The sequence below is a fragment of the Pengzhenrongella sicca genome (assembly GCF_017569225.1).
GTDB classification, from domain to species: Bacteria; Actinomycetota; Actinomycetes; order Actinomycetales; family Cellulomonadaceae; genus Pengzhenrongella; species Pengzhenrongella sicca.
Map to the genome: position 1 here is coordinate 1,633,912 of NZ_CP071868.1, position 23,410 is coordinate 1,657,321.

Sequence of the window (23,410 nt, forward strand, 5' to 3'; positions counted from 1 at the left end):
CTATGACTGGGCCCCGCTACGCCGAGCTGCACGCGCACACCGCCTTCAGCTTCCTCGACGGCGCCAGCCAGCCCGAGGAGCTCGCTGCCGAGTCCGCCCGCCTCGGGCTGTCGGCGCTCGCGGTCACCGATCACGACGGGCTGTACGGCGTCGTGCGGTTTGCGGAGGCGGCCCGCGCCGTCGGGCTGGCCACGGTCTTCGGCGCGGAGCTGCACCTGCCAGCGCCCGGCGTCCGCGGCGACGTGCTCGACCCGCCCACCGGGGTGCCCGACCCGCGCGCGACCCACCTGCTCGTGCTGGCGCGCGGCGCCGACGGCTACCGCAACCTCTCGCGCGCGATCGCCACCGCGCACCTGGCGACGGGTCGCAAGGGTGCCGCGGCCTACCGGCTCGCCGAGCTCGCCGAGCAGGCGGCGGGGCAGTGGCTCGTGCTGACGGGCTGCCGCAAGGGCGCGGTCCGGCGGACCCTGGAGGGCACCGGCGCGCCGGGCGGCGCGGCCGGGGTGAACCGGTCGGACCGCGAGGCGGGCGCGCGCGCCGAGCTCGACCGGCTCACCGCTCTGTTCGGCCGGGACAACGTGGCGGTCGAGGTCACCGACACCGGCGACCCGTGGGACTCGGAGCGGATCGACGCCCTCGCTGGGCTCGCGGCGGCCGCGGGCCTGCCGCTCGTCGCGACCGGCAACGTGCACTACGCGACGCCGCGGGACGCCGACCTCGCGGGCGCGCTCGCGGCCGTGCGCGCCCGGTCCTCGCTCGAGGACCTCGACGGGTGGCTGCCCGCGACGGGCGGGGCGCACCTGCGGTCCGCGGCCGAGATGCTGGCCCGGCACGCGCGCCACCCGCAGGCGGTCGCGACGGCGGCGGCGCTGGGCGACGAGTGCGCGTTCGACCTGCACCTGGTGGCCCCGCAGCTGCCGCCGTACCCGGTGCCCCCGGGGCACACGGAGGCGACCTGGCTGCGCGAGCTGACCTGGCGGGGGGCGGCCCGGCGCTACGGCTCGCGCGGCGCCGAGCGGGTCGCGGGCGCCTACGCCCAGCTCGAGCGCGAGCTTGACGTCATCGAGCAGCTCACCTTCCCCGGGTACTTCCTGATCGTGCACGACCTCGTGGAGTTCTGCCGCGCCAACGGCATCCTGTGCCAGGGAAGGGGCTCGGCCGCGAACTCGGCGGTCTGCTACGCGCTCGGGATCACCGCCGTCGACGCGGTGCGGCACGGGCTGCTTTTCGAGCGCTTCCTCGCGCCCGAGCGCGACGGGCCGCCGGACATCGACGTCGACATCGAGTCGGGCCGCCGCGAGGAGGTCATCCAGTACGTCTACGCCAAGCACGGGCGCACGCACGCCGCCCAGGTCGCCAACGTGATCTCCTACCGCCCGCGTTCCGCGGTGCGCGACGCCGCCCGGGCGCTGGGCTTCGACGTCGGCCAGCAGGACGCGTGGAGCAAGAGCATCGAGCGCTGGGGCAGCCTGCGCGGCACGGCGCAGCCCAGCGCGTGGGGTGAGGTCACGGCCGACCGGCACGACGTCGTCCCCGCGCTGCGGCCCCCGGCCGCGAGCGACCTCGACGAGATCCCGGCCCAGGTGCTCGACCTGGCCGAGCGCTTCCTGCGGCTGCCGCGCCACCTCGGCATCCACTCCGGCGGCATGGTCCTGTGCGACCGCCCGGTGATCGAGGTGTGCCCGGTCGAGTGGGCCCGCATGCCCGGGCGCACCGTGCTGCAGTGGGACAAGGAGGACTGCGCCGACGCGGGTCTGGTGAAGTTCGACCTGCTCGGGCTCGGCATGCTCACCGCGCTGCAGATCGCGTTCACCCTCGCGCGCGAGCACGAAGGCGTCGAGCTCGACCTGCACGCGCTGCCCCAGGAGGACCCGCTCGTGTATGACCTGCTGTGCGCGGCGGACACCGTCGGGGTGTTCCAGGTCGAGTCGCGCGCGCAGATGTCGACGCTGCCCCGGCTGCGCCCGCGGGCCTTCTACGACATCGTCGTGGAGGTCGCCCTCATCCGGCCCGGACCGATCCAGGGCGGATCGGTGCACCCGTACATCGAGCGGTCCCAGGGCCGCGAGCAGGTGACCTACCTGCACCCGCTGCTGGAGAAGTCGCTCGCCAAGACGCTCGGGGTCCCGCTGTTCCAGGAGCAGCTCATGCAGATGGCGATCGACGTCGCCGACTTCACCGGCGCCGAGGCGGACCAGCTGCGCCGGGCGATGGGCTCCAAGCGGTCGACCGAGAAGATGGAGGCCCTGCACGCGCGCCTGCTCACGGGCATGGCGGCCAAGGGGATCGCCCCCGACGTGGGGGAGCAGATCTTCGACAAGCTCAAGGCGTTCGCCGACTTCGGGTTCCCCGAGTCGCACGCCTACTCCTTCGCCTACCTCGTCTACGCGAGCGCGTGGCTGAAGGTGCACCATCCGGCGGCGTTCTACGCGGGCCTGCTGGCCGCCCAGCCGATGGGCTTCTACTCGCCGCAGACGCTCGTGGCCGACGCGCGGCGGCACGGGCTGGCGGCGCTGCGCCCCGACGTGGGGACCTCGGGCGTGCAGGCGGGGCTCGAGCGCGTTCCGGGCAGCGCCGGCCCCGTCCTGCCGCTCGTGCCCCTGCCCTCGGGCAGCACGACCGCGCCGCGGCTGGCCCGGCCCGGCGCGACCGACGGCGTCGGCGGCCTCGCCGTGCGGCTCGGCCTCGCCTCGGTGCGAGGGGTGAGCGAGGACGCGGCCACGGCGATCGTCGACGAGCGCGCCGCGCACGGCCCGTTCGCCGGGCTGCGGGACCTCGCGCGCCGCGTGCGGCTGACCACCGCGCAGCTCGAGGCGCTCGCGACCGCGGGGGCGCTGGGCTCGCTGCCGGGCACGGCGGGGTCGGTGAGCCGGCGCGAGGCGCTGTGGGCGGCGGGCGCGCTCGCCCAGGAGGGACCCGACACGCTGCCGGGGGTGTCGATCGGCGTCGCCGCTCCGATGCTGCCCGGCATGAGCGACGTCGAGCTCGCAGTCGCGGACGTCTGGGCCACGGGCGTCTCGGTGGACTCCTACCCGACGCAGTACGTGCGGGACGGCCTGGACGCCGCGGGGGTCCTACGCGTCGCCCAGGCGTTCGAGCACGAGCCCGGCCGGCGGGTCGCGGTCGCGGGCGTCGTCACCCACCGCCAGCGGCCGGGAACCGCGGGCGGGGTGACGTTCCTGTCCCTCGAGGACGAGACGGGCATGCTCAACGTCATCTGCACCGCGGGCCTGTGGCAGCGGTTCCGGCGGGTCGCGCGCGGCTCGGCCGCGCTCGTCGTGCGCGGACGCCTCGAGCGGGCCGACGGCGCGACCAACCTGCTCGCCGAGCACCTCGCCCCGTTGTCGTTGCGGGTGCCGACGACGTCGCGCGACTTTCAGTGAGCAGGGTCAGTCGGGTGAGCAGAGTCAGTCCGGTGAGCAGAGTCAGTCGGGTGAGCAGGATCGTTCCGGTGCGGTGGCTCTGGCGTGCGGGGGAGTGGCTCAGGCGTCGATGGGCTCGACGTCGTCGAGCGACTCCTCTTCCTGGCTCTCGTCCATCGGCGGGTCGATCGACCGCAGGCGAGAGAAGATCGCCCACGCGACCGCCACGAGCGGGACGGAGATCACCGCGCCGAGGATCCCGGCGGCGAGGGTTCCCGCCGTCACGACCAGCGCGATGACGACCGGGTGCAGCGAGACCTGCTTGCCCATCACGAGCGGCTGCAGGACGTGGCCCTCGAACTGACCGATGAGCGCGATCCCGATCCCGACGACCGCGGCCGAGATCGGGCCGTTCGCGGCGAGCGCCACGATCATCGCGATGACCATGGCCGCGGGCGCGCCGACCAGGGGGATGAACGCGCCGATCAGCACGAGCACCGCGAGCGGCGCGGCGAGCGGCACGCCGATGATGGTGAGCAGGATGAACGCGAAGAATCCGTCGGTGACGGCGATGATCACGGTGCCCCGCGTGTAGCCGGAGAACGTGTACCAGCCGGCCCCGGCCGCCGTCTGCCAGGTCTCCCGCACGCGGGTGGGGAGCTGGTTGAGGAACCACGTCCACATCTCGTTTCCCCGGGCCAGGAAGAACACCGTGCAGAAGATGGCGAGCGCGAGCGCGGCGAACACCTCGACGACCGAGCCGGCGCCCTCGGCGGCACGGCCGGCGAGCTCGCCGCCGTGCTCGGTGAGCCACGTCTGTCCGTCGATGATCCACTGGTTGATCTGGTCGTTCGTGATCGCGAAGGGCAGCGGGCCCTCGATCAGGAAGTCCTTGATGTCCTCGATGCCGCTGCCGAACTGGTCCGCGAGGTTGACCCACTGGCCCGCGACCGAGACCGCGACGTAGGTCAGCATCCCGGCGAACACCGCGATGCCCAGCAGCAGCGCGAGCGCCGTCGCGAGCGGGCGCGGCATCGCCCGGTTGAGGAGCTCGACAGCGGGCCGCAGCACCGCCGTGAACACGAGGCCGATGAATACGGCGATGAACAACAGCTGCACGCGAGAGGTCGCGTAGAAGATCACGCCGACCGCCGCGAGGATCACGAGCAGGCGCCAGGAGACGCCGGCCATCGAGCGAAGCCAGTGCGGGGCGGTCTGCTCCATGCCGAGCACCGACGGGTTGCGGCGGGCCCCGGCGACCTTGCGGGCGGCCGGATTGGCGCCGATCAGGTGCCGCGTCGAGTTCGCGGACCGCTCGGCTCCCGCCGCGAGGGAACTGTCCTGCTCCGCCATCGTGTCCTCTTCGTGCTTGTGGTCGTCATCTACCGCGCAAGTCTGTACCCCGGAGCGGATGATCGCCCCCCGGCCACACCGTGTTATCTTTTCCTCCGCACCTGCCGGGGTCTTGCACCCTGAACAGGTCCACCTGTCGGGGTGGCGGAATGGCAGACGCGCTAGCTTGAGGTGCTAGTGCCCTTATGGGCGTGAGGGTTCAAGTCCCTTTCCCGACACTCGTTGAGACAGCGAACGACAGTGCCCCTGATCTGCGGCGACGCGGTCAGGGGCACTCTTGTGTCGCGGCTGCAGCATCCGAGCCGCGTCACCCGGGCAGCATCACCCGAGCCTCACCAGGTGAGGGTGGCCACGAGCACGGCGACGATCACGAGCGCGACCGAGCCGAGTGCCGCCCACTCGATGCGGCGGTTGCGGCGGCTGAGCTGCCCCTCGTAGGCGAACTCCATCGCGAGCAGGCGCTCCTTGTGGGCGATCTCCATCGCGAGGCGCTGCTCCTCGTGCGCGATCTCGAGCTCACGGAGTTTCACGGTGATGGCCTCGTCTGCTTCGCTCATGGGGTCAATCATCGCCCGATCCGGGAGCGGATCGGGTCAGGGGAGGCCCGCGGACCGCACCAATTTGGCCGGAGCGCGAGATCTTGGTATGCTCATGGAGCTCAAGGGATGGCCGATAGGTCGTCTGAACGTGGCAGAGATGCTTCGTTCGAGCAAGAACTTCGGTCAGCGCGGTGGTGCCAGCATCCCGTCGTGCAGGATCGGCTCGGACATGGAACGCGCTCCTTGTGAGGGGCGGACGGCCGTGGACCGGGTGGCACGTCACTGACAGCCCCCAACATGGCCGGGGGCGGTTCAAGCCGCGCGAGACAAGAACAAGCGGGCGCGGTGGGCAGTGGCGTAGCAGATGCTGGACATAGCTGTGACAACGAAGGCTCCGATCCGCCGCAAGGCATGGGTCGGGGCCTTCGTCATGCCCGGCCACGCGGGAACTGCCGCCCGACCAAACGCGCGTAGGTACCGGGGCGAGCGGGCACAATGGCGCCATGGTGGATCAGGACACGACGACGACGCCGGCGGACTCAGCTCCACCCGTCTGGCCGCTGCCCGGCCTGGCCGCGCTGCCCGCGGCGCCGGACGAGGAGTTCGACCGGTTCGCCGCGATGGTTCGCCGACTGCTTGACGTCCCTCTCGCGCTCGTGACGCTCGTCGATCAGGGCCGCCAGGTGTTCCCGGGCGCGTCCGGCCTCGACGAGCCGCTCTCGAGCGAGCGGTGCACGCCGCTGTCACACTCGTTCTGCCAGCACGTGGTCACGAGCGGCCGGCCGCTCGTCGTCGTCGACGCGCGCGTGGACGAGCGGGTGCGCGGCAACCTGGCCATCGCCGATCTGGGCGTGATCGCCTACGCCGGGATGCCCCTGATGGATGCGGACGGCCGGGTGGTCGGCTCGCTGTGCGCGATCGATCACGAGCCGCGCGAGTTCACCGCCCTCGAGCTGCTGAACCTCGCGGACCTCGCGGCCGCGTGCTCGTCGTCGCTGGTCCGTCGCGACGTCGAGCGGCGCTCGCGGGCCGCCGAGCGCGCCGCGATGCAGTCGACCTTGCAGACCCGCCTGCTGCTCCAGTTCAGCGAGACCATGGTGCACACCAACACCGAGGACGACGTCGTCGCGGTGGTCCGCCTCCTCGCGCACCAAGCGCTCGGCGCCGAGTACAGCGGCGTCGCCGTCAAGGGACGACGCGGGGTGCGGTACCTCAGCGCAGAGGACCTGCCGCCGGGGACGCCGGACAAGTGGCTCGTGTACGACTCGACCGCCGACCTGCCCGGCCCCCGGGTGATGCGCACCGGCACGGCGCTGCTGTACCCGGACCCCACCGCGATCTTCGCGGACTTCCCGCACCTGCGCGCCGACCCGACGTACCCCGTGGTCGGCGCGCGCGCCTACCTGCCCCTGATCGCGGGCGGCGCGTCGCTCGGCTGGCTGGGCGTGGGCTGGCAGCAGCCCCGCGTGATGGACCAGGAGTTCCGCGAGCTGCTGGCCTCGCTCGCGCGGACGACGTCGCAGGCCATGCACCGGGCGGGCCTGATGCGCGAGCGGCGCGAGGTGGCGTTCACCCTGCAGGAGGCGCTGCTGAGCACGCTTCCGGAGGTGCCCGGCCTGCACCTCGCGGCGCGCTACTGGCCCGCGAGCACGGGGGACAAGGTCGGCGGCGACTGGTACGACGCCCTCGCCGGACCGTCGCGCACGACCCTCGTGATCGGGGACGTCGCGGGCCACGACGTCGGCGCCGCGGCGCAGATGGGTCACCTGCGCAGCATCCTGCGCGGGTTCGCGGTCGATCGCGAGGAGCGGCCGTCGGCGCTGCTCGGCCGCCTCGACCGGGCCAACCTCGAGCTGGGCTCGGCGACGGTGGCGACCGCTCTCGTCGCCCACCTCGAGCCGCTGCCGCCGGTGGGGGACGTCGCTACCCTGACCTGGTCGAGCGCCGGCCACTACGCGCCCGTGCTGGTGCACCCGGACGGGCGCACCGAACAGCTGGGCGGCCGGCCCGACCTCCTGCTCGGCATCGACGGGACCGCGCCCCGGGTCGATCATGTGGACAAGGTCCCGGTCGGCTCGACGCTGCTGCTGTTCACCGACGGCCTCGTCGAGCTGCGCGGCAAGCGCATCGCCGATCGCCTGGTGACGTTCCAGGAGGCCGCGGCCAGCGTGGCCGGCGAGTCGCTCGACGTCATCCTGGACACCGTGCTCGCCGCGATGGCGCACGTGCGCGACCGGGACGACGTCGCGGTGCTCGCCGCGCGTCCCTTCCGGCCCGACGCGTAGGCGCGTGGCGAACCGGCCGGCCGCCGAGCTCGAGGTGACGCCGGCGCTCGCCGTGCGGCTGCTGGCCGAGCAGCACCCGGATCTCGCCGGGCTGCCGGTGCGCGCCGTCGCGAGCGGGTGGGACAACGCGCTGCTGCGGCTCGGCGACGACCTGGCGCTGCGGCTGCCGCGCCGGGAGGCGGCTGCGCATCTCGTCGGCCACGAGCAGCGGTGGCTCCCGGTGCTCGCGCCCCGCCTCGGCGTGCCGGTGCCCGTCCCCGTGCGGGTCGGGGTGCCCTCGCCGCTGTTCCCGTGGGCGTGGAGCGTCGTGCCGTGGCTGGTCGGCGAGCCGGCGATCGCCGTCGCCGCGGCCGAGCGTCGGTCGATCGCGACCGCGCTGGCCGACGTCGTCGTGCGGCTGCACGTGCCCGCGCCCGGGGGCGCGCCCGCCAACCCGTTCCGCGGCGTCCCGCTCGCCGCGCGCGACGCCGGGGTCCGGGTCCGCCTCGCCGAGGGTCGGGTGGCGGACGCTGATCGGCTCGCCCGACTCTGGGACGAGCTCGTGGCGACCCCGCCGTGGCCCGGCGCGCCGACGTGGGCGCACGGCGACCTGCATCCGGCGAACCTGCTGATCGGGGCCGACGGCGCCCTGGCCGCGGTGCTCGACTTCGGCGACCTGACGGCGGGGGACCCCGCGGTGGACCTCGCCACGGGCTGGCTGACCTTCGACGCGGTCGGTCGGCGCGCCTTCATCGACCGCGTCACGGCCACGGCGGGCACGTCACCCGACACCTGGCGCCGCGCGCGGGGCTGGGCGCTCGTCCTCGCGCTGGCGTTCGGCGCGAACGCGGACGACGACCCGGCATTCGCCGCGCTGGGCGCCCGCGCGCTGCGCGAGGTGCTCGCCGGCTGAGCGTGTGACCGGCTGAGCGTGTGACCGGCTGACCGGCTGAGCGGCTACGGCGTCGTGCTGCCGGCGGGCAGATGCTCGAAGATCAGGCTCGTCTCGGTCAGGGCCAGCTCGGGGCGGGAGCCCAGCTGCTCGAGCACGAAGGCGCGCAGGGTCGCCGTGTCGCGCACCGCGACGTGCAGGAGGAAGTCGTTGGCGCCGGCCAGGAAGTAGACGTCCTGCACCTCGGGGCGCGCGGCGATCTCCTGCGCGAACGCCGCGAGGGTGGCCCTGACCCCCGACTGCATGCGGACGGCGATCATCGCCTGCAGGCCCCGGCCGAGCGCGGCCGGGTCGACGTCGGCGTGGAAGCCGCGAATCACGCCCGTCTCGCGGAGCAGTCGCACCCGCGCGAGGCAGGTCGAGGGGGCGATGCCGACGGCCGCGGCGAGCGCGTTGTTGGGCGTGCGGGCATCCCGTTCGAGCAGCCGCAGGATGCGCCGGTCCGTCTCGTCCAGGACGGGCCGAACATCCGGCGCGCCCGGCCGGCCAGCGGCAGAGTTGGGTGAATATTCACGAGGCATAGCGAAAGCCTACCGAATATGTGATGCTCGAAACACAACAGAAACACCAGATCTTCGCCGCCGTGATGTGGGCCACGCACAATGGGAAGGACCCGCCGTCGATCACGGCCGCGGGACGCCGCGATCATGGAGTGCTGTCATGCGCATCGGTATCCCGACCGAGATCAAGAACCACGAGTACCGCGTGGCCATCACCCCGGCGGGCGTGCACCAGCTCGCGGCCGCGGGGCACGACGTCCTGATCCAGCGCGGCGCTGGCGTGGGGTCGGCCATCTCCGACGACGTGTACGCCGCGGCAGGCGCCACGCTGCTCGAGACCGCCGGCGAGGTCTGGTCGGCGGCGGAGCTCGTGTGCAAGGTCAAGGAGCCGATCGCGTCGGAGTACGGCCACCTGCGCCCGGACCTGATGCTCTTCACCTACCTGCACCTGGCCGCCGACCGCGCCGGCACGGACGCGCTGCTCGCCGCCGGCACGACGTCGATCGCGTACGAGACGGTGCGGATCGCGGACGGGTCCCTGCCGCTGCTCGCGCCGATGAGCGAGGTCGCCGGTCGCCTCGCCGTCCAGGTGGGCGCGTACCACCTCATGAAGAACGAGGGCGGCGTCGGGGTGCTGCTCGGCGGCGTCCCGGGCGTGAGCCCGGCAAAGGTCGTCATCATCGGCGGCGGCGTCGCGGGCCGGCACGCGGCCGAGATCGCGGTCGGGATGCGCGCCGCCGTGACGATCCTCGACGTCTCGCTGCCGCAGCTGCGCGGCCTCGACTCCGCGTTCGGCGGCCGGGTGCGCACCCTCGCCTCGACCGGCTACACGCTCGAGCGGGAGGTCGCCGGGGCCGACCTCGTCATCGGCGCGGTGCTCGTTCCCGGCGCGCGCGCCCCGAAGCTCGTCAGCGACGACCTCGTGGCCCGGATGCGGCCGGGCTCGGTCCTCGTCGACATCGCGGTCGACCAGGGCGGCTGCTTCGAGTCGACGCGCCCGACGACGCACGCGGAGCCGACGTTCCGGGTCCACGACTCGGTCTTCTACTGCGTCGCGAACATGCCCGGCGCGGTTCCCGTGACCTCGACGCACGCGCTCACGAGCGCGACGCTGCCGTACCTGACGGCGCTGGCCAACCGCGGCTGGCGCGACGCCGTCGGCGCCGACCCCGCGCTCCGGCTCGGGCTCACGACCCACGCGGGCGCGCTGTACAACGCGGCGGTCGCGCAGGCCCACGGGTACGCCGTCGCGGAGCCGGCCGCCGCCCTGGGGTGACGTCACCGAAGGTCAACCGGTGGACGCCCGCCTCGCCGGACCGGAGCGGGCGTTACCGTCGGGCCGGCGCAACACGACGCCTGCAAGCGACGGGGATGCGCATGGCACGTAATTGGAGAGTCAAGACAGTCGAGCAGTCGATCCGGGAGACGGACGAGCCGGGTCACCAGCTCAAGCGCAACCTCCGGACCTGGGACCTGATCGTGTTCGGCGTCGGCGTGATCGTCGGCACCGGGATCTTCGTGCTCACGGGCCAGCAGGCGGCGATCAACGCCGGCCCCGCCGTCGTGCTGTCGTTCCTGATCGCGGGCATCACGTGCGCGTTCGCGGCGCTGTGCTACGCCGAGCTCGCCTCGGCGGTGCCCGTCGCGGGCAGCGCCTACACGTTCGCCTACGCGACCCTCGGCGAGGTCGTCGCCTGGATCATCGGCTGGGACCTGCTGCTCGAGCTCATGCTCGGCGCCGCCGTCGTCGCCCGCGGCTGGTCGGCCTACCTGCAGTCGCTGCTCAACCTGCCGAGCTGGATGGCGGGCGACGAGGCCTGGCCCGATCCCGCCGCGATCATCATCGTGCTCCTGCTGGCCCTGCTGCTCGTGCGCGGGTCCAAGACGGCGAGCCGGTTCACGGGCGTGCTCGTGGTGGTCAAGATCGCCGTCGTGCTGCTGGTGATCGTCGTCGGCGCGATGCACATCGACACGGCGAACTACTCGCCGTTCATCCCGCCCGCGGGACCCGCGCCGGCCGGCACCGAGGGGATCTTGCACCAGCCGATCGTGCAGGCCTTCCTCGGCCTGGAACCGACGACGTTCGGCGTGTTCGGCGTCATCGCCGCCTCGTCGGTCGTCTTCTTCGCGTTCATCGGGTTCGACATCGTGGCGACGACGGCCGAGGAGACCAAGAACCCGCAGCGCGACATGCCGCGCGGGATCCTCGGCTCGCTCGCGATCTGCACCGTGCTCTACATGGCGGTGGCCGCGGTGCTCACCGGCATGGTCCCGTATGGCGAGCTCAACACGGGTGCCCCGCTGGCCGAGGCGTTCGACGCGATCGGGATCACCTGGGCGGCCAAGATCATCGCCCTGGGCGCCGTCGCGGGCATCACGACGGTGATCCTCGTGCTCATGCTGGGCCAGACGCGCGTGGTGTTCGCGATGGCCCGCGACCACCTGCTGCCCGCCGGCCTCGCTCGCGTGCACCCGAAGTACGGCACGCCGTGGGTCATCACCGCGATCGTCGCGACGATCGTCGCGCTGCTGGCCGGCTTCGTCCCGCTGTCGGCGCTGTCGGAGCTCGTGAGCATCGGCACGCTGTTCGCGTTCGTCGTGGTCTGCGTCGGGGTGCTCGTCCTGCGCCGTACCCGGCCGGAGCTGCCCCGGCGGTTCCGCACCCCCTGGGTCCCCGTCGTGCCCGTGCTCGGCGTGCTCGCGTGCGGCTGGCTCATGCTCAACCTGCCGCTCGAGACCTGGCTGCGCTTCCTGATCTGGATGGTCATCGGCGTCGCGATCTACCTGCTGTACGGCCGTCGCCACAGCCGGTTCGCGGCTGGGCAGCCCGCGCGCGAGCCGGCCGTCGGCGACCAGGGCATCGCCGACGCCGTGGACCTGCCGCTCCCGTAGCGGCGATACCGTGGCGGCATGTCAGTAGCCCCTCAGCAGCCGTCCGCCGTCACCGCGCAGGACGAGGTCACCGGGATCTGCCAGGACCTGCTGCGGATCGACTCGTCCAACTACGGCGACGGGTCCGGCCCCGGCGAGCGCGCCGCGGCCGAGTACGTGATGGCCTCGCTCACCGAGGTCGGGCTCGACCCGGAGTACTTCGAGTCGGCGCCGGGCCGGGCGAACGTCGTGGTCCGGCTGCCCGGGACCGATCGGGCCCGGCCCGCGCTCGTGCTCCACGGCCACCTCGACGTCGTGCCCGCCCAGGCCGACGAGTGGCAGGTCGACCCGTTCGCGGGCGAGGAGCGGGACGGGCTCCTTTGGGGGCGCGGCGCCGTCGACATGAAGGACATGGACGCGATGATCCTCGCGGTCGTCCGGCAGTACGCGCGCGAGGGGCGCCGCCCGGCCCGTGACGTCGTCATCGGCATGTTCGCGGACGAGGAGGCCGGCGGCGTCTTCGGCGCGCGCTGGGCCGTCGACAACCGCCCGGACCTGTTCGAGGGCGCGACCGAGGCGATCAGCGAGGTCGGCGGGTTCTCGGTCGAGATCGCGGGCCAGCGCGCCTACCTCCTGCAGACCGCCGAGAAGGGGCTCGCCTGGCTGCGCCTGGTCGCGGACGGCCGCGCGGGGCACGGCAGCCAGGTCAACCACGACAACGCCGTGACCCACGTCGCGGCCGCGGTCGCGCGGATCGGGCAGCACGCGTGGCCGCTCGCGCTGACGCCGACCGTGCGCCGGCTCCTCGACGGGGTCGCCCAGCTCACGGGCCGGCGCTTCGACCCGGAGGACCCCGACGGCATCGACGCGCTCGTGGCCGAGCTCGGCACGGCCGCGCGCTTCGTAGGCGCGACGATCCGCACCACCGCCAACCCGACGCAGCTCGGGGCCGGCTACAAGGCGAACGTGATCCCCGGCCGCGCGGAGGCGACCGTCGACCTGCGCTACGTGCCCGGGCACGGGCAGGAGGCGCTCGCGACGATCGAGCGGCTCGCGGGGGAGCACGTGCGCCTCGAGGCCATCCACCGCGACATCGCGCTCGAGGTCCCGTTCGAGGGTGATCTCGTGGACGCGATGGTCGCGGCGGTCCAGGCCGAGGACCCGGGCGCGCTCGTGCTGCCGTACACGCTGTCGGCCGGGACCGACAACAAGTCCCTGTCCCGGCTCGGCATCGCCGGGTACGGGTTCGCCCCGCTGCGGTTGCCGGCCGACCTCGACTTCGCCGGGATGTTCCACGGCGTGGACGAGCGCGTGCCGGTCGAGGCCCTGACGTTCGGCGTCCGCGTGCTGGACCGCCTGCTGCGAACCTGCTGAGCGGGAAACCGGGCAGCGCGCGGGCGGCTCAGCCGCGCCCGTCGTCGATCAACGCGTAGTCGAGCGTGCTGCGCACCCGGATCGTCTTGCGCCGCAGCCACACCTTGCGCTCGCCGCCGGCGAAGAGCCGGGTCCGTGCGAGCTCCCAGCGGCCGTACTCTGCCTGCTCGGTCAGCATGCGCCGCGCGTCGTTGCCGCTCGTGCTCGGCGGGAGCCGGAGCACGCGGTACTCGTACTCGCCGCCCTTGGCGGCCCATCCGGTGCGGGCTCGTCCTGTGACGCTGTCGTTCATGCGCGCTCCGTCCTCGGTGCCGTCTCGGTCTCGTCGGGTGCCGGCCGTCTCCGGGCCATGGTCGAGCGTGCCATTGTGCGCCGAGCGGCGCTACCGTCTAGAGCATGACCGTCGATCCGCGCGCCGCCCTGGACCGCCTCGTTGCTGCACTTGAAGGCCACTATCACGCGATCTCGTCGCGCCGTCGAGACGACGATCCCGCCGTCGACGACGCCTACGACGTGCTGGCGGACGCGTTCGAGGCGTACGACGACGCCCTGAGCGTGGTCTACGGCGAGAGCACGCCGTTCGACCTCGTGGACGAGGAGGACGAGGACGACGACGACTCCGGCGACGAGGACCGCCTGCCGGAGGAGTCGTTCGAGGACGAGTACGACGACGTCGTGCTCGTCGACGACGCGAACGCGCTGTCCGCGGGCGAGGGTGCGCGCTCGCCGCAGTAGCTGCCGCCGTCGAGGGCGTCAGCGGCGCTCGGGGTAGCCGACCGCGGGCGCGCTGACCTCGTCGAGCGCGTGCACGATTTCGGGCGGCAGCTCGAGGTCGATCGCGGCGAGCGAGCCGCGCAGCTGCGCGGCCGTCCGCGCGCCGACGATCGCGGACGTGACGGACGCGCGCACGCGCATCCAGGCGAGGGCGACCTCGAGCGGCGAGCGGCCCAGGCCCTGGGCCGCGGTGGCTACGGCCTCGACGACCGCGAGCGAGCCGTCGCCGAGGTACGGCTCGACGAAGCCGGCGAGGTGCGGCGAGGCCGCGCGCGAGTCCGCCGGGATCGTGCGACGGTACTTGCCGGTCAGCACGCCTCGCCCGAGGGGCGACCACGCGAGGACGCCGACGCCGAGGTCGGTCGCGGCGGGAAGCACCTCGCGCTCGATCCCGCGCTGCAGCAGCGAGTACTCGACCTCCACGGCGGCGAGGCCGCAGTCGTCGCCGAGCAGCGTCGCCGCGCGGGCCGTCTGCCAACCCGGGTGGTTGGACAGCCCGACGTAGCGTGCGCGGCCGCTCGTGACGGCCTGGCGCAGCGCCGAGACGGTCTCCGTCAGCGGCGTGCGCGGATCGGGCGTCTGCACGAGCCAGAGGTCGACGTGGTCGGTGCGCAGGCGCGCGAGGGAGCCGTCGAGGGAGTCCAGCAGGGCGCCGCGGGAGGCGTCGACCACCCCGCCGGCGGTCGTGCGGCGGACGCCGCCCTTCGTGCAGAGCACGACCTCGTCGCGCGGCACCACGGTGCCGAGCAGCGTGCCGATCAGCGCCTCGGACGCGCCGTCGGCGTACGACGCCGCGGTGTCCAGCAGGGTCCCGCCCGCGTCGACGAAGTCACGCAGCTGCTCGGCAGCCTCGTGCTCGTCGGTGTCCCGGCTCCACGTCATCGTGCCAAGGCCGAGGTGGGAGACCCGCAAGCCGGTCCGGCCGAGCTGCCGCTGTTCCATGGGCGTGAACCTACCCGCCCGGCCGGAGGCGGTCCGGCCAGGCCCTCGTCGTGGGTACTCTTTCGGCCCATGGACGTCGTGGGTACACAGATGAGCGCGTGGGCGGCAATCTTCCTCGGGCTGGTCCAGGGGCTCACCGAGTTCCTGCCGATCTCCTCGAGCGCGCACCTGCGAATCGTGGGCGAGCTGATCGGGGTGGGCGACCCCGGGGCTGCCTTCACCGCGATCACCCAGATCGGCACCGAGGCCGCCGTCCTGATCTACTTCCGCCGGGACATCGCACGGATCTGCACCGCGTGGTGGCGCGCGATCCGCGGGGAGCACGGGACCGACCGGGCCGCACGCCTCGGCGCGCACGACATCGACGCGCGGATGGGCTGGTACATCGGTCTCGGGAGCATCCCGATCGTCGTGCTCGGCCTGCTGTTTCAGGACGCGATCGAGGAGTCGTTCCGCAACCTCTACCTCATCGCGGGCACGCTCACGGTGTTCGGCCTCTTGCTCGGTTGGGCGGACCGCCGCGGCGCGAAGGTGAAGCCGCTGACGGCGCTGAACCCGCGCGACGCGGTCGTGTTCGGGTTCGCCCAGGCGATGGCGCTCGTGCCGGGGGTCTCCCGCTCGGGCGGCACGATCACCGCGGGCCTGCTGCTGGGCTACACGCGCGAGGCGGCGGCGCGGTACTCGTTCCTGCTCGCCTTGCCGGCCGTGCTCGGCTCGGGGGTGTTCCAGCTCGTCAAGAGCCTCGACGCGTTCGGCACCCCGGGCACCCCCAGCCTGGGCGCGACGCTGATCGCGACGTTGGTCGCCTTCGTGGTCGGGTACGTCGTCATCATCGCGTTCCTCAAGATCGTGTCGAGCTACAGCTACCTGCCGTTCGTGATCTACCGGCTCGCGCTCGCGGCCGTGGTGCTCGTGCTGCTCGCCACGGGCGCGCTCTCCGCGCTGCCGCCCACCTGAGGCCCGCCGGGGTCGAGGGCTCGATTCGCCCCGCCGGTGGCGCCGGTTAGGCTTCCGGCGTGCATACCTGGCCCGCCCCGCAGATCCCGCAGCTCCCCGGAACGGGCCTGCCGATCCGGGTTCGGGACACCACGACCGGCGAGCTCGCCGTCGCGGCGACCGGCCCCGGCGCCACGCTGTACGTCTGCGGCATCACGCCGTACGACGCGACGCACCTCGGCCACGCGGCCACGTACGTCGCGTTCGACCTGCTCGTGCGGGGCTGGCTCGACGGCGGCCTGAGCGTCCGGTACGCCTCGAACGTGACGGACGTCGACGACCCGCTGCTCGAGCGCGCCACCGCGACGGGGGTCGACTGGCGGGACCTCGCCGTCGACCAGACCGCGCTGTTCGCCGCCGACATGACCGCGCTCGGCGTGATCCCGCCCGACGTGTACCTCGGCGCCGTGGAGACGGTCCCGGAGGTCGCCGAGGCGGTGCGGGGGCTGCTTGCGGCCGGCGCCGCGTACCGCGTGCCAGTCGAACCCGGCGCCGGCGGCGCCGATCCGGCACTCGGCGACGTGTACGCCGACCTGTCCGCCGACGCGGCGTTCGGGGCGGTCACCCGGCTCGACCGGGCGCAGATGCTCGCGCTTTTCGCCGAGCGCGGCGGCGACCCGGACCGGCCGGGCAAGCGGGACCCGCTCGACCCGCTCCTGTGGCGGCGTGAGCGCGTGGGGGAGCCGGCCTGGGACGGCGGCGTGCTCGGCACCGGCCGGCCCGGCTGGCACATCGAGTGCGCGGTCATCGCCCGGGACGGGCTGGGGCTGCCGTTCGACGTCGAGGGCGGCGGCGTCGACCTGCGCTTCCCCCATCACGAGATGAGCACGTCGCATGCTCGCCTGCTCGGCGACGGCCGCGGCGCGGGCGTCCACGTCCACGCGGGGATGGTCGGCCTCGACGGCGCGAAGATGAGCAAGTCGCTGGGGAACCTCGTGCTGGTGTCGGCGCTGCGCGAGCAGGGCGTCGAGCCGATGGCGATCCGGCTTGCGCTGCTCGGGCACCACTACGCGGGCGACTGGGACTGGAAGGACAACGACCTCCTGTGCGCGCAGGAGCGGCTGGACCGGTGGCGCGGCGCCGTCTCGGGCAACGGCGGCCCGGACGCGACCGCGACGGTCGCGGCGATCCGCGCGGCGATCGCCGACGACCTCGACGCGCCGACCGCGCTCGCGGCGGTCGACCGCTGGGCGGACTCGGTCGTCGAGGGCGAGGCGAGCGGGTGGGACCTGTCCGACCCCCTCGTGGACGGCGCGCCCGGCCTGCTCGCGCGGGCGGTCAACGCGATCCTGGGCATCCGGCTCTGAGCCAGACCCGCTAGCCGGCGGCGGTCCCGACCGGCTAGCCGGACGCGGTCCCGACCGGCTAGCCGCCGGTGCCCGACCGGTCAGCCGCCGGTGCCCTTGTCGCGGCGGCGCAGGTAGCGCTCGAACTCGCGGGCGATCGCCTCGCCGGTCGCCTCGGGCAGCTCGGCGGTGTCCTTGGCCTCCTCTAGCTGGCGCACGTACTCCGCGATCTCCGAGTCCTCGGAGGCGAGCTCGTCGACGCCGTGCTGCCACGCCGCCGAGTCGTCGGCCAGGTCGCCCAGGGGGACCGGTTCGCCGATGAGCTCCTCGATCCGGGTCAGCAGCGCGAGCGTCGCCTTGGGGGACGGCGCGTGCGCGACGTAGTGCGGGACCGCGGCCCACAGCGACAGCGCGCGCAGCCCGCGGGTCGCCGCCGCGTTCTGCAGGATCCCGACGATGCCGGTGGGGCCCTCGTAGGTGTTCGGCTCGACGCCGAGGATCGCCTGGACGTCCGGGTCCTCCGAGGTGGTCGTGACCGGGATCGGGCGCGTGTGGGGCACATCCGCGAGGAGCGCGCCGAGCGTCACGACGGAGCGGACCCCGAGGTTGGCGGCGATGTCGAGCAGCTCGGTGCAGTAGTGCCGCCAGCGCATCGAGGGTTCGATCCCGTGCACGAGCACCACGATGCGCCCGGTCCGCGGCGTCGTCAGGACGGACACCCGCGTCGTGGGCCAGGTGATCTCACGGGCGCCGGTCGGTCCCGCGGCGACCGTCGGCCGGTTCACCTGGAAGTCGTGGTAGTCCTCGGGGTCGAGCTGCGCGACCTCCTCGGCGCCCCAGACGTCGGCGAGGTGCTCAAGGGTCTGGCTCGCGGCGGCGCCGGCGTCGTTCCAGCCCTCGAACGCGGCCAGCATCACGGGCTCGCGCTCGGGCAGGTCGATCCCGGGTTCGGTCATCGCCCCAGCCTAGGGCGCGGATGTGCTGGGGCCGGGAGCGACGCCGATGGCGTGCTCGACGGCGCCCGCCGCCAGCTCCGGCGGCGTCCCGCCAAACTCGGGGCACAGGTCCTGGTGGGCGCACCAGGGGCACAAGGCGGACCGCCGCGGTCGCCAGGTGTTCGTCCGCGCCGCGGTCTCGATGTTCGCCCAGACCGAGCGGACCTTCCGCTCGACCGTCACGAGCTCGGCCTCGGTCGGCGCGTGGCGCAGCACGTGCCCGTCGCCGAGGTAGACGAGCTGGAGCAGCCGGGGGATCTCGCCGCGCGTGCGCCACAGGACGAGCGCGTAGAACCGCATCTGGAACAGGGCGGAGCCCTCGTAGCCCGCGCGCGGCGATCGACCGGTCTTGTAGTCCACGACCCGCATGGCGCCGCCGGGGGCCACATCGAGGCGATCGACGATCCCGCGCAGCAGCGGTCCGCCGTCGAGCTCCGTCTCGACGAACAGCTCGCGTTCGCGCGGCTCGAGCCGCGTCGGGTCCTCGAGCGTGAAGTAGGTGCCGACCAGGTCACCCGCGCTCGCGAGCCAGGCCTGCGTCGCGGCGTCGGACGTGAACAGGTCGGCGTACCGCGGCTCGGCCGCGCGGAGCTCGGCCCACTCGTCGGGCAGCATCGCGCGGGCGGCATCCGCGGTGCGCGCGATCGCAGGCGCGTCGTAGAGCTTCTCGAGCACCGAGTGCACGAGCGTGCCGCGGGCGGCGGCCTCGCTCGGCGGCTCGGGCAGCTTGTCGATCACCCGGAACCGGAACAGCAGCGGGCACTGCATGAAGTCGTTCGCGCGCGACGGCGACAGGCCCGGGCCGCCCCGCCCCGCGCCCCGGCCGCGGCCCGCCGCGGCCGGGGCGTCGGCGGAGGGGCCGTCGTCGGGCGCGACAGCGTCGAGCGGCGCGACGGCGTCGAGCGGCGCAGCGGGGTCGAGGGGCGCAGCGGGGTCCATGGGCACAGCGGGGTCGGCGGGCGCGACGGGTAGCAGGGGCACGGCTCGAGCGTAAGCGCCGCCTGTGACACCGCGGGTGCGACGCACAGGTCGTTCGGCTGCCACCCAGGGTTGCGGCCTAGGCTGACGCGATGACCGCCGCGAGCTCCCGTACCCGCCCTGCCGACGGGACCAAGGGGTGGGTGATCGGTCACGCCGCGGGCGCGCCGGTGATCCTCGCGCCGTCCTGGCTGGTCGCCGCCGTGGTGCTCACGATGCTCTTCGCGCCGACCGTGCGGTCGATCGCCCCCGAGATCGGCGACACGACCACCTACGTCGTCGCCCTGAGCTTCGTCGTGCTGCTGTTCGTGTCCGTCTTCCTGCACGAGCTCGCGCACGGCTTCACCGCGCGCGCGTGCGGCCTGCAGGTGCGCGAGTTCGCGATCACGCTCTGGGGCGGGCACACGGCGTTCGGCGGCGCGGCGAGCCGCCCCGGGGCGAGCGCGCTGATCGCCGTCGTCGGCCCGCTGACCAACCTGGTCGTCGCGGGCGCCTGCTGGCTCGGCGCGCTGGCGGCCCCGGACGGCGGCCTGCTCGGCGTGATCGCCTACCTCAGCGCCGTCGCGAACGCGTTCGTCGCGGCGTTCAACCTCATCCCCGGACTCCCGCTCGACGGCGGCCGGGTGCTCGAGGCGCTCGTGTGGCGGGTCTCGGGCGATCGCATCCGCGGCTCGATCGTGGCGGGCTGGGCGGGCCGGGTCGTGGCGGTCGTGTTCGCCGTCTGGGCCGTGGGGCTGCCGCTGCTGCGCGGCGAGGATCCCGACCTGTTCACGATCGGCTGGGCCGCCCTCATCGGCGCCTTCCTGTGGAGCGGCGCGACGGGCGCGATCCGCGGCGCGCAGTCGGAGCGCACGATCGGCGCGCTCACGGTGGCGGCCATCGCCCGTCCCGCCGTCGCCGTACCGCTGAGCGCCTCGGTCGCGTTCGCCGAGTCCGCCCTCGTCTCTGCCGGGGCGGCCGAGGTCGTGCTGACCGGTCCGGACGGGCGTCCCGTCGCCTACGTCGACGCCGCCGCGGCGGCGGCCGTGCCGGGGCCGTCGCGCGCTGTGACGGCCGTGCACGCGGTCGCCGTGCCGCTGCCGCCGGGTGCGCTCGTCGACGGCCGCCTGGTCGGCGCCGAGCTCGTGCGCGCGGTCGGGCAGGGCGCGCGCACCTCGCCGGCCCTCGCGGTGCTGCTCGACGGCCAGGTCACGGGCCTGATCTTCGCGACCGACGTCGTCGCCGCCCTGAACCCGCGCGCGTAGCGGGCGCCCCGCACGGGGGCCGATCCTGCGGGCCGCGGCCCGGGCCGCGTCCGCGCGCTCCTAGACTCGACCCCCGTGACCGACCACTCCAGCGGCGTCGAGACGCCCGACCAGCCCGCACCGACGCCCGACCAGGCAGCTCCCGACCAGGCAGCTCCCGACCAGGCAGCTCCCGACCAGGCAGCTCCCGACCAGGCGGCTCCCGACCAGGCGGCGCCCACGGGGGCGCAGCTGCGGCGCGGACCGTTTCGGGTCGGGGACCGGGTCCAGCTGACCGACCCGCGCGGCAAGCTGCACACCATCACGCTCGCGGCCGGCACCCAGTTCCACACCCACCGCGGTTACTTCGACCACGACGACATCATCGGCGAGTCCGAGGGGTCGGTCGTGCGCAGCACCGCCGGGACGGAGTACCTCGCGGTGCGGCCGCTGCTGAGCGACTACGTGCTCTCGATGCCGCGCGGCGCGCAGGTCGTGTACCCCAAGGACGCGGGCCAGATCGTCGCGATGGCGGACATCTACCCGGGCGCGCGGGTCGTCGAGGCGGGCGTGGGCTCGGGCGCGCTGACGATGTCGCTCCTGCGCGCCGTCGGCGACGGCGGCTTCCTGCACTCGATCGAGCGGCGCGAGGACTTCGCCGCGATCGCGCGGGGCAACGTCGAGATCCAGTTCGGCGGCCCGCACCCGGCCTGGACGCTCTCGGTCGGCGACCTGTCCGACGTGCTCCCGCTCACGGCCGAGCCCGGCTCGGTCGACCGCGTCGTGCTCGACATGCTCGCGCCGTGGGAGAACCTCGAGGCCGTCGCGACCGCGCTCGCCCCGGGCGGGGTCCTCATCGTGTACGTCGCCACCACGACCCAGCTCTCGCGCATCGCGGAGGACCTGCGCCTCGACGGCCGGTACACGGAGCCGCAGGCGTGGGAGACGATGGTGCGCGGGTGGCACCTCGAGGGCCTCGCCGTGCGCCCCGACCACCGGATGATCGGCCACACCGGCTTCCTGCTCATGACCCGGCGGATGGCCGACGGCGTGGACGCGCCCCTGCGGCGCCGTCGCCCCGCGAAGGGGAACTACCCCGACGTCGCCGACGCCGCCGCCGCGGACCCCGGCGAGTGGTCGCCGGAGGACCTCGGCGAGCGGCCGATCTCGGCCAAGAAGGTGCGCCGCGTGCGCCGCGACGTCGGCCAGGCTCCCACCGCCGATTGACACGCGTGGTTAGGGTCTTCAGTAGGGAAGTCGGCAGCCGTCCGCGGCCGACCTCAAGACCCACAACGCACGAGGGGGTCTGCAATGACCGAATCGCCCGGTTACTCCCAGTACCGTGAGCTCGAGCGCCAGCTTGCCGCGCTCACGGCCAAGAACGCGCGCATGTCGGATGCCCTCGTCGCGGCGCGCGACCAGATCGTGGACCTCAAGACCCAGCTCGACGAGCTGGCCAAACCCCCCGGGACCTACGCGATCTTCCTCGCGGCGCGCCCCGACGGCACGGTCGACATCATGTCGGCCGGCCGCAAGATGCACGTGAGCGCGAGCCCGGCGCTCGACCTGACGCACCTGCGCCCCGGGCAGGAGGTCATGCTCAACGAGGCCCTGACGGTCGTCGAGGTCGGCGGCTACGAGCCGGTCGGCGAGCTCGTGACGGTCAAGGAGCTGCTCGAGGGCGACCGCGCGCTGGTCATCGGCCGCTCCGACGAGGAGCGGGTGGTCCGGCTCGCCGGCCAGCTTCTGGAGCACACCGTCCGGGTCGGCGACGCGCTGACGATCGATCCGCGCAGCGGCTTCGTGTTCGAGCGCATCCCGCGCTCGGAGGTCGAGGAGCTCGTCCTCGAAGAGGTCCCGGACATCGACTACACCGACATCGGTGGGCTCGGGCCGCAGATCGAGCAGATCCGCGACGCCGTCGAGCTGCCGTTCCTGCACCCCGAGCTGTTCCGCGAGCACGGTCTGAAGCCGCCGAAGGGCGTCCTGCTGTACGGCCCGCCCGGCTGCGGGAAGACCCTCATCGCGAAGGCCGTCGCGCACTCGCTCGCCGCGACGGCGGCGACGGCGCGCGGCGAGGACCCCGGCACGGCCAAGAGCTACTTCCTCAACGTCAAGGGCCCCGAGCTGCTGAACAAGTACGTGGGGGAGACCGAGCGGCACATCCGGCTGATCTTCGCCCGGGCCCGGGAGAAGGCCTCCGAGGGGTCGCCCGTGGTTGTGTTCTTCGACGAGATGGAGTCGCTGTTCCGCACCCGCGGGACGGGCGTCTCGAGCGACGTCGAGACGACGATCGTGCCCCAGCTGCTCTCGGAGATCGACGGCGTGGAGCGGCTCGACAACGTCATCGTGATCGGCGCGTCCAACCGCGAGGACATGATCGACCCGGCGATCCTGCGCCCCGGGCGCCTCGACGTGAAGATCAAGATCGAGCGGCCGGACGCCGAGGGGGCGAAGGAGATCTTCGCGAAGTACCTCACGCCCAACCTCCCGATCCACGCCGACGACCTCGCCGAGCACGGCAACGACCCCCAGCTCGTGGTCGAGGCGATGATCGAGCGCGTCGTCGAGCGGATGTACTCGGAGACCGAGGAGAACCGGTTCCTCGAGGTCACGTACGCCTCGGGCGACAAGGAGGTGCTGTTCTTCAAGGACTTCAACTCCGGCGCGATGATCCAGAACGTCGTGGACCGCGCCAAGAAGTCCGCGATCAAGGCCCTGCTCGCCTCGGGCCAGCGCGGCCTGCGCGTCGATCACCTGCTCTCGGCGTGCGTCGACGAGTTCAAGGAGAACGAGGACCTGCCGAACACGACCAACCCCGACGACTGGGCGCGCATCTCGGGCAAGAAGGGCGAGCGCATCGTGTTCATCCGCACGATCGTCACGAGCAAGAAGGGCTCCGACTCCTCGCGCACCATCGAGACGGTCACGAGCACCGGCCAGTACCTGTAGCCGAGCGGTCGCGGGAGTCGGGGCGGTCGGCCGGTGGAGCAGTCGACCG

19 protein-coding genes and 1 tRNA gene are annotated in these 23,410 nt (G+C 73.5%); 13 read left to right on the forward strand and 7 right to left on the reverse strand.

Annotated features, from left to right (window positions below):
* The first annotated feature begins 2 nt into the window (after positions 1-2).
* Positions 3-3,383, forward strand: coding sequence for an error-prone DNA polymerase (locus J4E96_RS07455; protein ID WP_227425129.1), 3,381 nt, complete (start codon positions 3-5; stop codon positions 3,381-3,383).
* A 99-nt stretch (positions 3,384-3,482) separates the two neighbouring features.
* On the opposite strand, the gene J4E96_RS07460 is transcribed toward J4E96_RS07455, so the two are convergent.
* A complete protein-coding gene (locus J4E96_RS07460; RefSeq protein ID WP_406620431.1) occupies positions 3,483-4,715 on the reverse strand; it encodes an AI-2E family transporter in 1,233 nt (410 codons plus the stop codon).
* 135 nt (positions 4,716-4,850) lie between these two features.
* Here J4E96_RS07460 and J4E96_RS07465 point away from each other — a divergent pair.
* A tRNA-Leu gene (locus J4E96_RS07465) sits at positions 4,851-4,933 on the forward strand.
* A gap of 114 nt (positions 4,934-5,047) precedes the next feature.
* Here J4E96_RS07465 and J4E96_RS07470 read toward each other — a convergent pair.
* Positions 5,048-5,272, reverse strand: coding sequence for a hypothetical protein (locus J4E96_RS07470; RefSeq protein ID WP_227425130.1), 225 nt, complete (start codon positions 5,270-5,272; stop codon positions 5,048-5,050).
* A gap of 485 nt (positions 5,273-5,757) precedes the next feature.
* On the opposite strand from J4E96_RS07470, the gene J4E96_RS07475 reads away from it, so the two are divergent.
* Positions 5,758-7,539 (forward strand): GAF domain-containing SpoIIE family protein phosphatase, encoded by a 1,782-nt coding sequence (locus J4E96_RS07475; protein ID WP_227425131.1) that lies wholly within the window; start codon positions 5,758-5,760, stop codon positions 7,537-7,539.
* A gap of 4 nt (positions 7,540-7,543) precedes the next feature.
* The gene (locus J4E96_RS07480; protein ID WP_227425132.1) at positions 7,544-8,431 is read left to right on the forward strand and encodes an aminoglycoside phosphotransferase family protein; all 888 of its coding nucleotides are present in this window, start codon (positions 7,544-7,546) and stop codon (positions 8,429-8,431) included.
* A gap of 44 nt (positions 8,432-8,475) precedes the next feature.
* Here the strand turns inward: J4E96_RS07480 and J4E96_RS07485 are convergent, their stop codons facing one another.
* The gene (locus J4E96_RS07485; protein WP_227425133.1) at positions 8,476-8,991 is read right to left on the reverse strand and encodes an Lrp/AsnC family transcriptional regulator; all 516 of its coding nucleotides are present in this window, start codon (positions 8,989-8,991) and stop codon (positions 8,476-8,478) included.
* Between the two features lie 139 nt (positions 8,992-9,130).
* Here J4E96_RS07485 and ald point away from each other — a divergent pair, with 139 nt between their 5' ends.
* From ald to J4E96_RS07500, 3 genes are all read left to right on the forward strand, one after another.
* Entirely contained in the window at positions 9,131-10,246 is a 1,116-nt protein-coding gene (ald, locus tag J4E96_RS07490) for an alanine dehydrogenase (RefSeq protein ID WP_227425134.1), read from the forward strand.
* A gap of 101 nt (positions 10,247-10,347) precedes the next feature.
* The gene (locus J4E96_RS07495; protein ID WP_227425135.1) at positions 10,348-11,862 is read left to right on the forward strand and encodes an amino acid permease; all 1,515 of its coding nucleotides are present in this window, start codon (positions 10,348-10,350) and stop codon (positions 11,860-11,862) included.
* Positions 11,863-11,880: 18 nt separating this feature from the next.
* Positions 11,881-13,215, forward strand: a complete 1,335-nt coding sequence (locus tag J4E96_RS07500; protein WP_227425136.1) for a M20/M25/M40 family metallo-hydrolase — start codon at positions 11,881-11,883, stop codon at positions 13,213-13,215.
* Positions 13,216-13,243: 28 nt separating this feature from the next.
* On the opposite strand, the gene J4E96_RS07505 is transcribed toward J4E96_RS07500, so the two are convergent.
* Positions 13,244-13,507: a DUF5703 family protein gene (locus J4E96_RS07505; RefSeq protein WP_227425137.1), complete on the reverse strand. Its 264-nt coding sequence runs from the start codon at positions 13,505-13,507 to the stop codon at positions 13,244-13,246.
* A 104-nt stretch (positions 13,508-13,611) separates the two neighbouring features.
* Between J4E96_RS07505 and J4E96_RS07510 the strand changes: the two genes are divergently transcribed.
* On the forward strand, positions 13,612-13,950 hold the full coding sequence (locus tag J4E96_RS07510; protein ID WP_227425138.1) for a primosomal protein: 339 nt from the start codon (positions 13,612-13,614) through the stop codon (positions 13,948-13,950).
* A gap of 18 nt (positions 13,951-13,968) precedes the next feature.
* On the opposite strand, the gene J4E96_RS07515 is transcribed toward J4E96_RS07510, so the two are convergent.
* On the reverse strand, positions 13,969-14,931 hold the full coding sequence (locus tag J4E96_RS07515) for an aldo/keto reductase (RefSeq protein WP_227425139.1): 963 nt from the start codon (positions 14,929-14,931) through the stop codon (positions 13,969-13,971).
* A gap of 90 nt (positions 14,932-15,021) precedes the next feature.
* Between J4E96_RS07515 and J4E96_RS07520 the strand changes: the two genes are divergently transcribed.
* On the forward strand, positions 15,022-15,888 hold the full coding sequence (locus J4E96_RS07520) for an undecaprenyl-diphosphate phosphatase (protein ID WP_227425699.1): 867 nt from the start codon (positions 15,022-15,024) through the stop codon (positions 15,886-15,888).
* 59 nt (positions 15,889-15,947) lie between these two features.
* Positions 15,948-17,234 carry a cysteine--1-D-myo-inosityl 2-amino-2-deoxy-alpha-D-glucopyranoside ligase gene (gene mshC / locus J4E96_RS07525; RefSeq protein ID WP_227425140.1) on the forward strand — a complete coding sequence of 429 codons (1,287 nt, stop codon included), beginning with the start codon at positions 15,948-15,950 and terminating at the stop codon, positions 17,232-17,234.
* A gap of 80 nt (positions 17,235-17,314) precedes the next feature.
* Here mshC and J4E96_RS07530 read toward each other — a convergent pair whose 3' ends face one another.
* Together J4E96_RS07530 and J4E96_RS07535 are read right to left on the reverse strand one after the other, a co-directional pair.
* Entirely contained in the window at positions 17,315-18,169 is an 855-nt protein-coding gene (locus tag J4E96_RS07530; RefSeq protein ID WP_227425141.1) for a PAC2 family protein, read from the reverse strand.
* Between the two features lie 9 nt (positions 18,170-18,178).
* The gene (locus tag J4E96_RS07535) at positions 18,179-19,189 is read right to left on the reverse strand and encodes a RecB family exonuclease (protein ID WP_227425142.1); all 1,011 of its coding nucleotides are present in this window, start codon (positions 19,187-19,189) and stop codon (positions 18,179-18,181) included.
* 89 nt (positions 19,190-19,278) lie between these two features.
* On the opposite strand from J4E96_RS07535, the gene J4E96_RS07540 reads away from it, so the two are divergent.
* The 3 genes from J4E96_RS07540 (at position 19,279) to arc (ending at position 23,361) form a co-directional block, all read left to right on the forward strand.
* Positions 19,279-20,430, forward strand: coding sequence for a site-2 protease family protein (locus J4E96_RS07540; protein WP_227425143.1), 1,152 nt, complete (start codon positions 19,279-19,281; stop codon positions 20,428-20,430).
* 231 nt (positions 20,431-20,661) lie between these two features.
* A complete protein-coding gene (locus tag J4E96_RS07545; RefSeq protein WP_227425700.1) occupies positions 20,662-21,636 on the forward strand; it encodes a tRNA (adenine-N1)-methyltransferase in 975 nt (324 codons plus the stop codon).
* A gap of 84 nt (positions 21,637-21,720) precedes the next feature.
* On the forward strand, positions 21,721-23,361 hold the full coding sequence (gene arc / locus J4E96_RS07550) for a proteasome ATPase (RefSeq protein WP_227425144.1): 1,641 nt from the start codon (positions 21,721-21,723) through the stop codon (positions 23,359-23,361).
* Positions 23,362-23,410: the final 49 nt, after the last annotated feature.

What these genes read in the sequence shown, in the direction of transcription:
- J4E96_RS07470 (WP_227425130.1), bottom strand. Translation starts at nt 5,272, where the DNA reads ATGAGCGAAGCAGACGAGGCCATCACCGTGAAACTCCGTGAGCTCGAG.
- J4E96_RS07460 (WP_406620431.1), bottom strand. Translation starts at nt 4,715, where the DNA reads ATGGCGGAGCAGGACAGTTCCCTCGCGGCGGGAGCCGAGCGGTCCGCG.
- J4E96_RS07530 (WP_227425141.1), bottom strand. Translation starts at nt 18,169, where the DNA reads ATGACCGAACCCGGGATCGACCTGCCCGAGCGCGAGCCCGTGATGCTG.
- J4E96_RS07500 (WP_227425136.1), top strand. Translation starts at nt 11,881, where the DNA reads ATGTCAGTAGCCCCTCAGCAGCCGTCCGCCGTCACCGCGCAGGACGAG.
- J4E96_RS07475 (WP_227425131.1), top strand. Translation starts at nt 5,758, where the DNA reads ATGGTGGATCAGGACACGACGACGACGCCGGCGGACTCAGCTCCACCC.
- J4E96_RS07540 (WP_227425143.1), top strand. Translation starts at nt 19,279, where the DNA reads ATGACCGCCGCGAGCTCCCGTACCCGCCCTGCCGACGGGACCAAGGGG.
- ald (WP_227425134.1), top strand. Translation starts at nt 9,131, where the DNA reads ATGCGCATCGGTATCCCGACCGAGATCAAGAACCACGAGTACCGCGTG.
- J4E96_RS07515 (WP_227425139.1), bottom strand. Translation starts at nt 14,931, where the DNA reads ATGGAACAGCGGCAGCTCGGCCGGACCGGCTTGCGGGTCTCCCACCTC.
- arc (WP_227425144.1), top strand. Translation starts at nt 21,721, where the DNA reads ATGACCGAATCGCCCGGTTACTCCCAGTACCGTGAGCTCGAGCGCCAG.
- J4E96_RS07485 (WP_227425133.1), bottom strand. Translation starts at nt 8,991, where the DNA reads ATGCCTCGTGAATATTCACCCAACTCTGCCGCTGGCCGGCCGGGCGCG.
- J4E96_RS07505 (WP_227425137.1), bottom strand. Translation starts at nt 13,507, where the DNA reads ATGAACGACAGCGTCACAGGACGAGCCCGCACCGGATGGGCCGCCAAG.
- J4E96_RS07520 (WP_227425699.1), top strand. Translation starts at nt 15,022, where the DNA reads ATGAGCGCGTGGGCGGCAATCTTCCTCGGGCTGGTCCAGGGGCTCACC.
- J4E96_RS07495 (WP_227425135.1), top strand. Translation starts at nt 10,348, where the DNA reads ATGGCACGTAATTGGAGAGTCAAGACAGTCGAGCAGTCGATCCGGGAG.
- J4E96_RS07510 (WP_227425138.1), top strand. Translation starts at nt 13,612, where the DNA reads ATGACCGTCGATCCGCGCGCCGCCCTGGACCGCCTCGTTGCTGCACTT.
- J4E96_RS07455 (WP_227425129.1), top strand. Translation starts at nt 3, where the DNA reads ATGACTGGGCCCCGCTACGCCGAGCTGCACGCGCACACCGCCTTCAGC.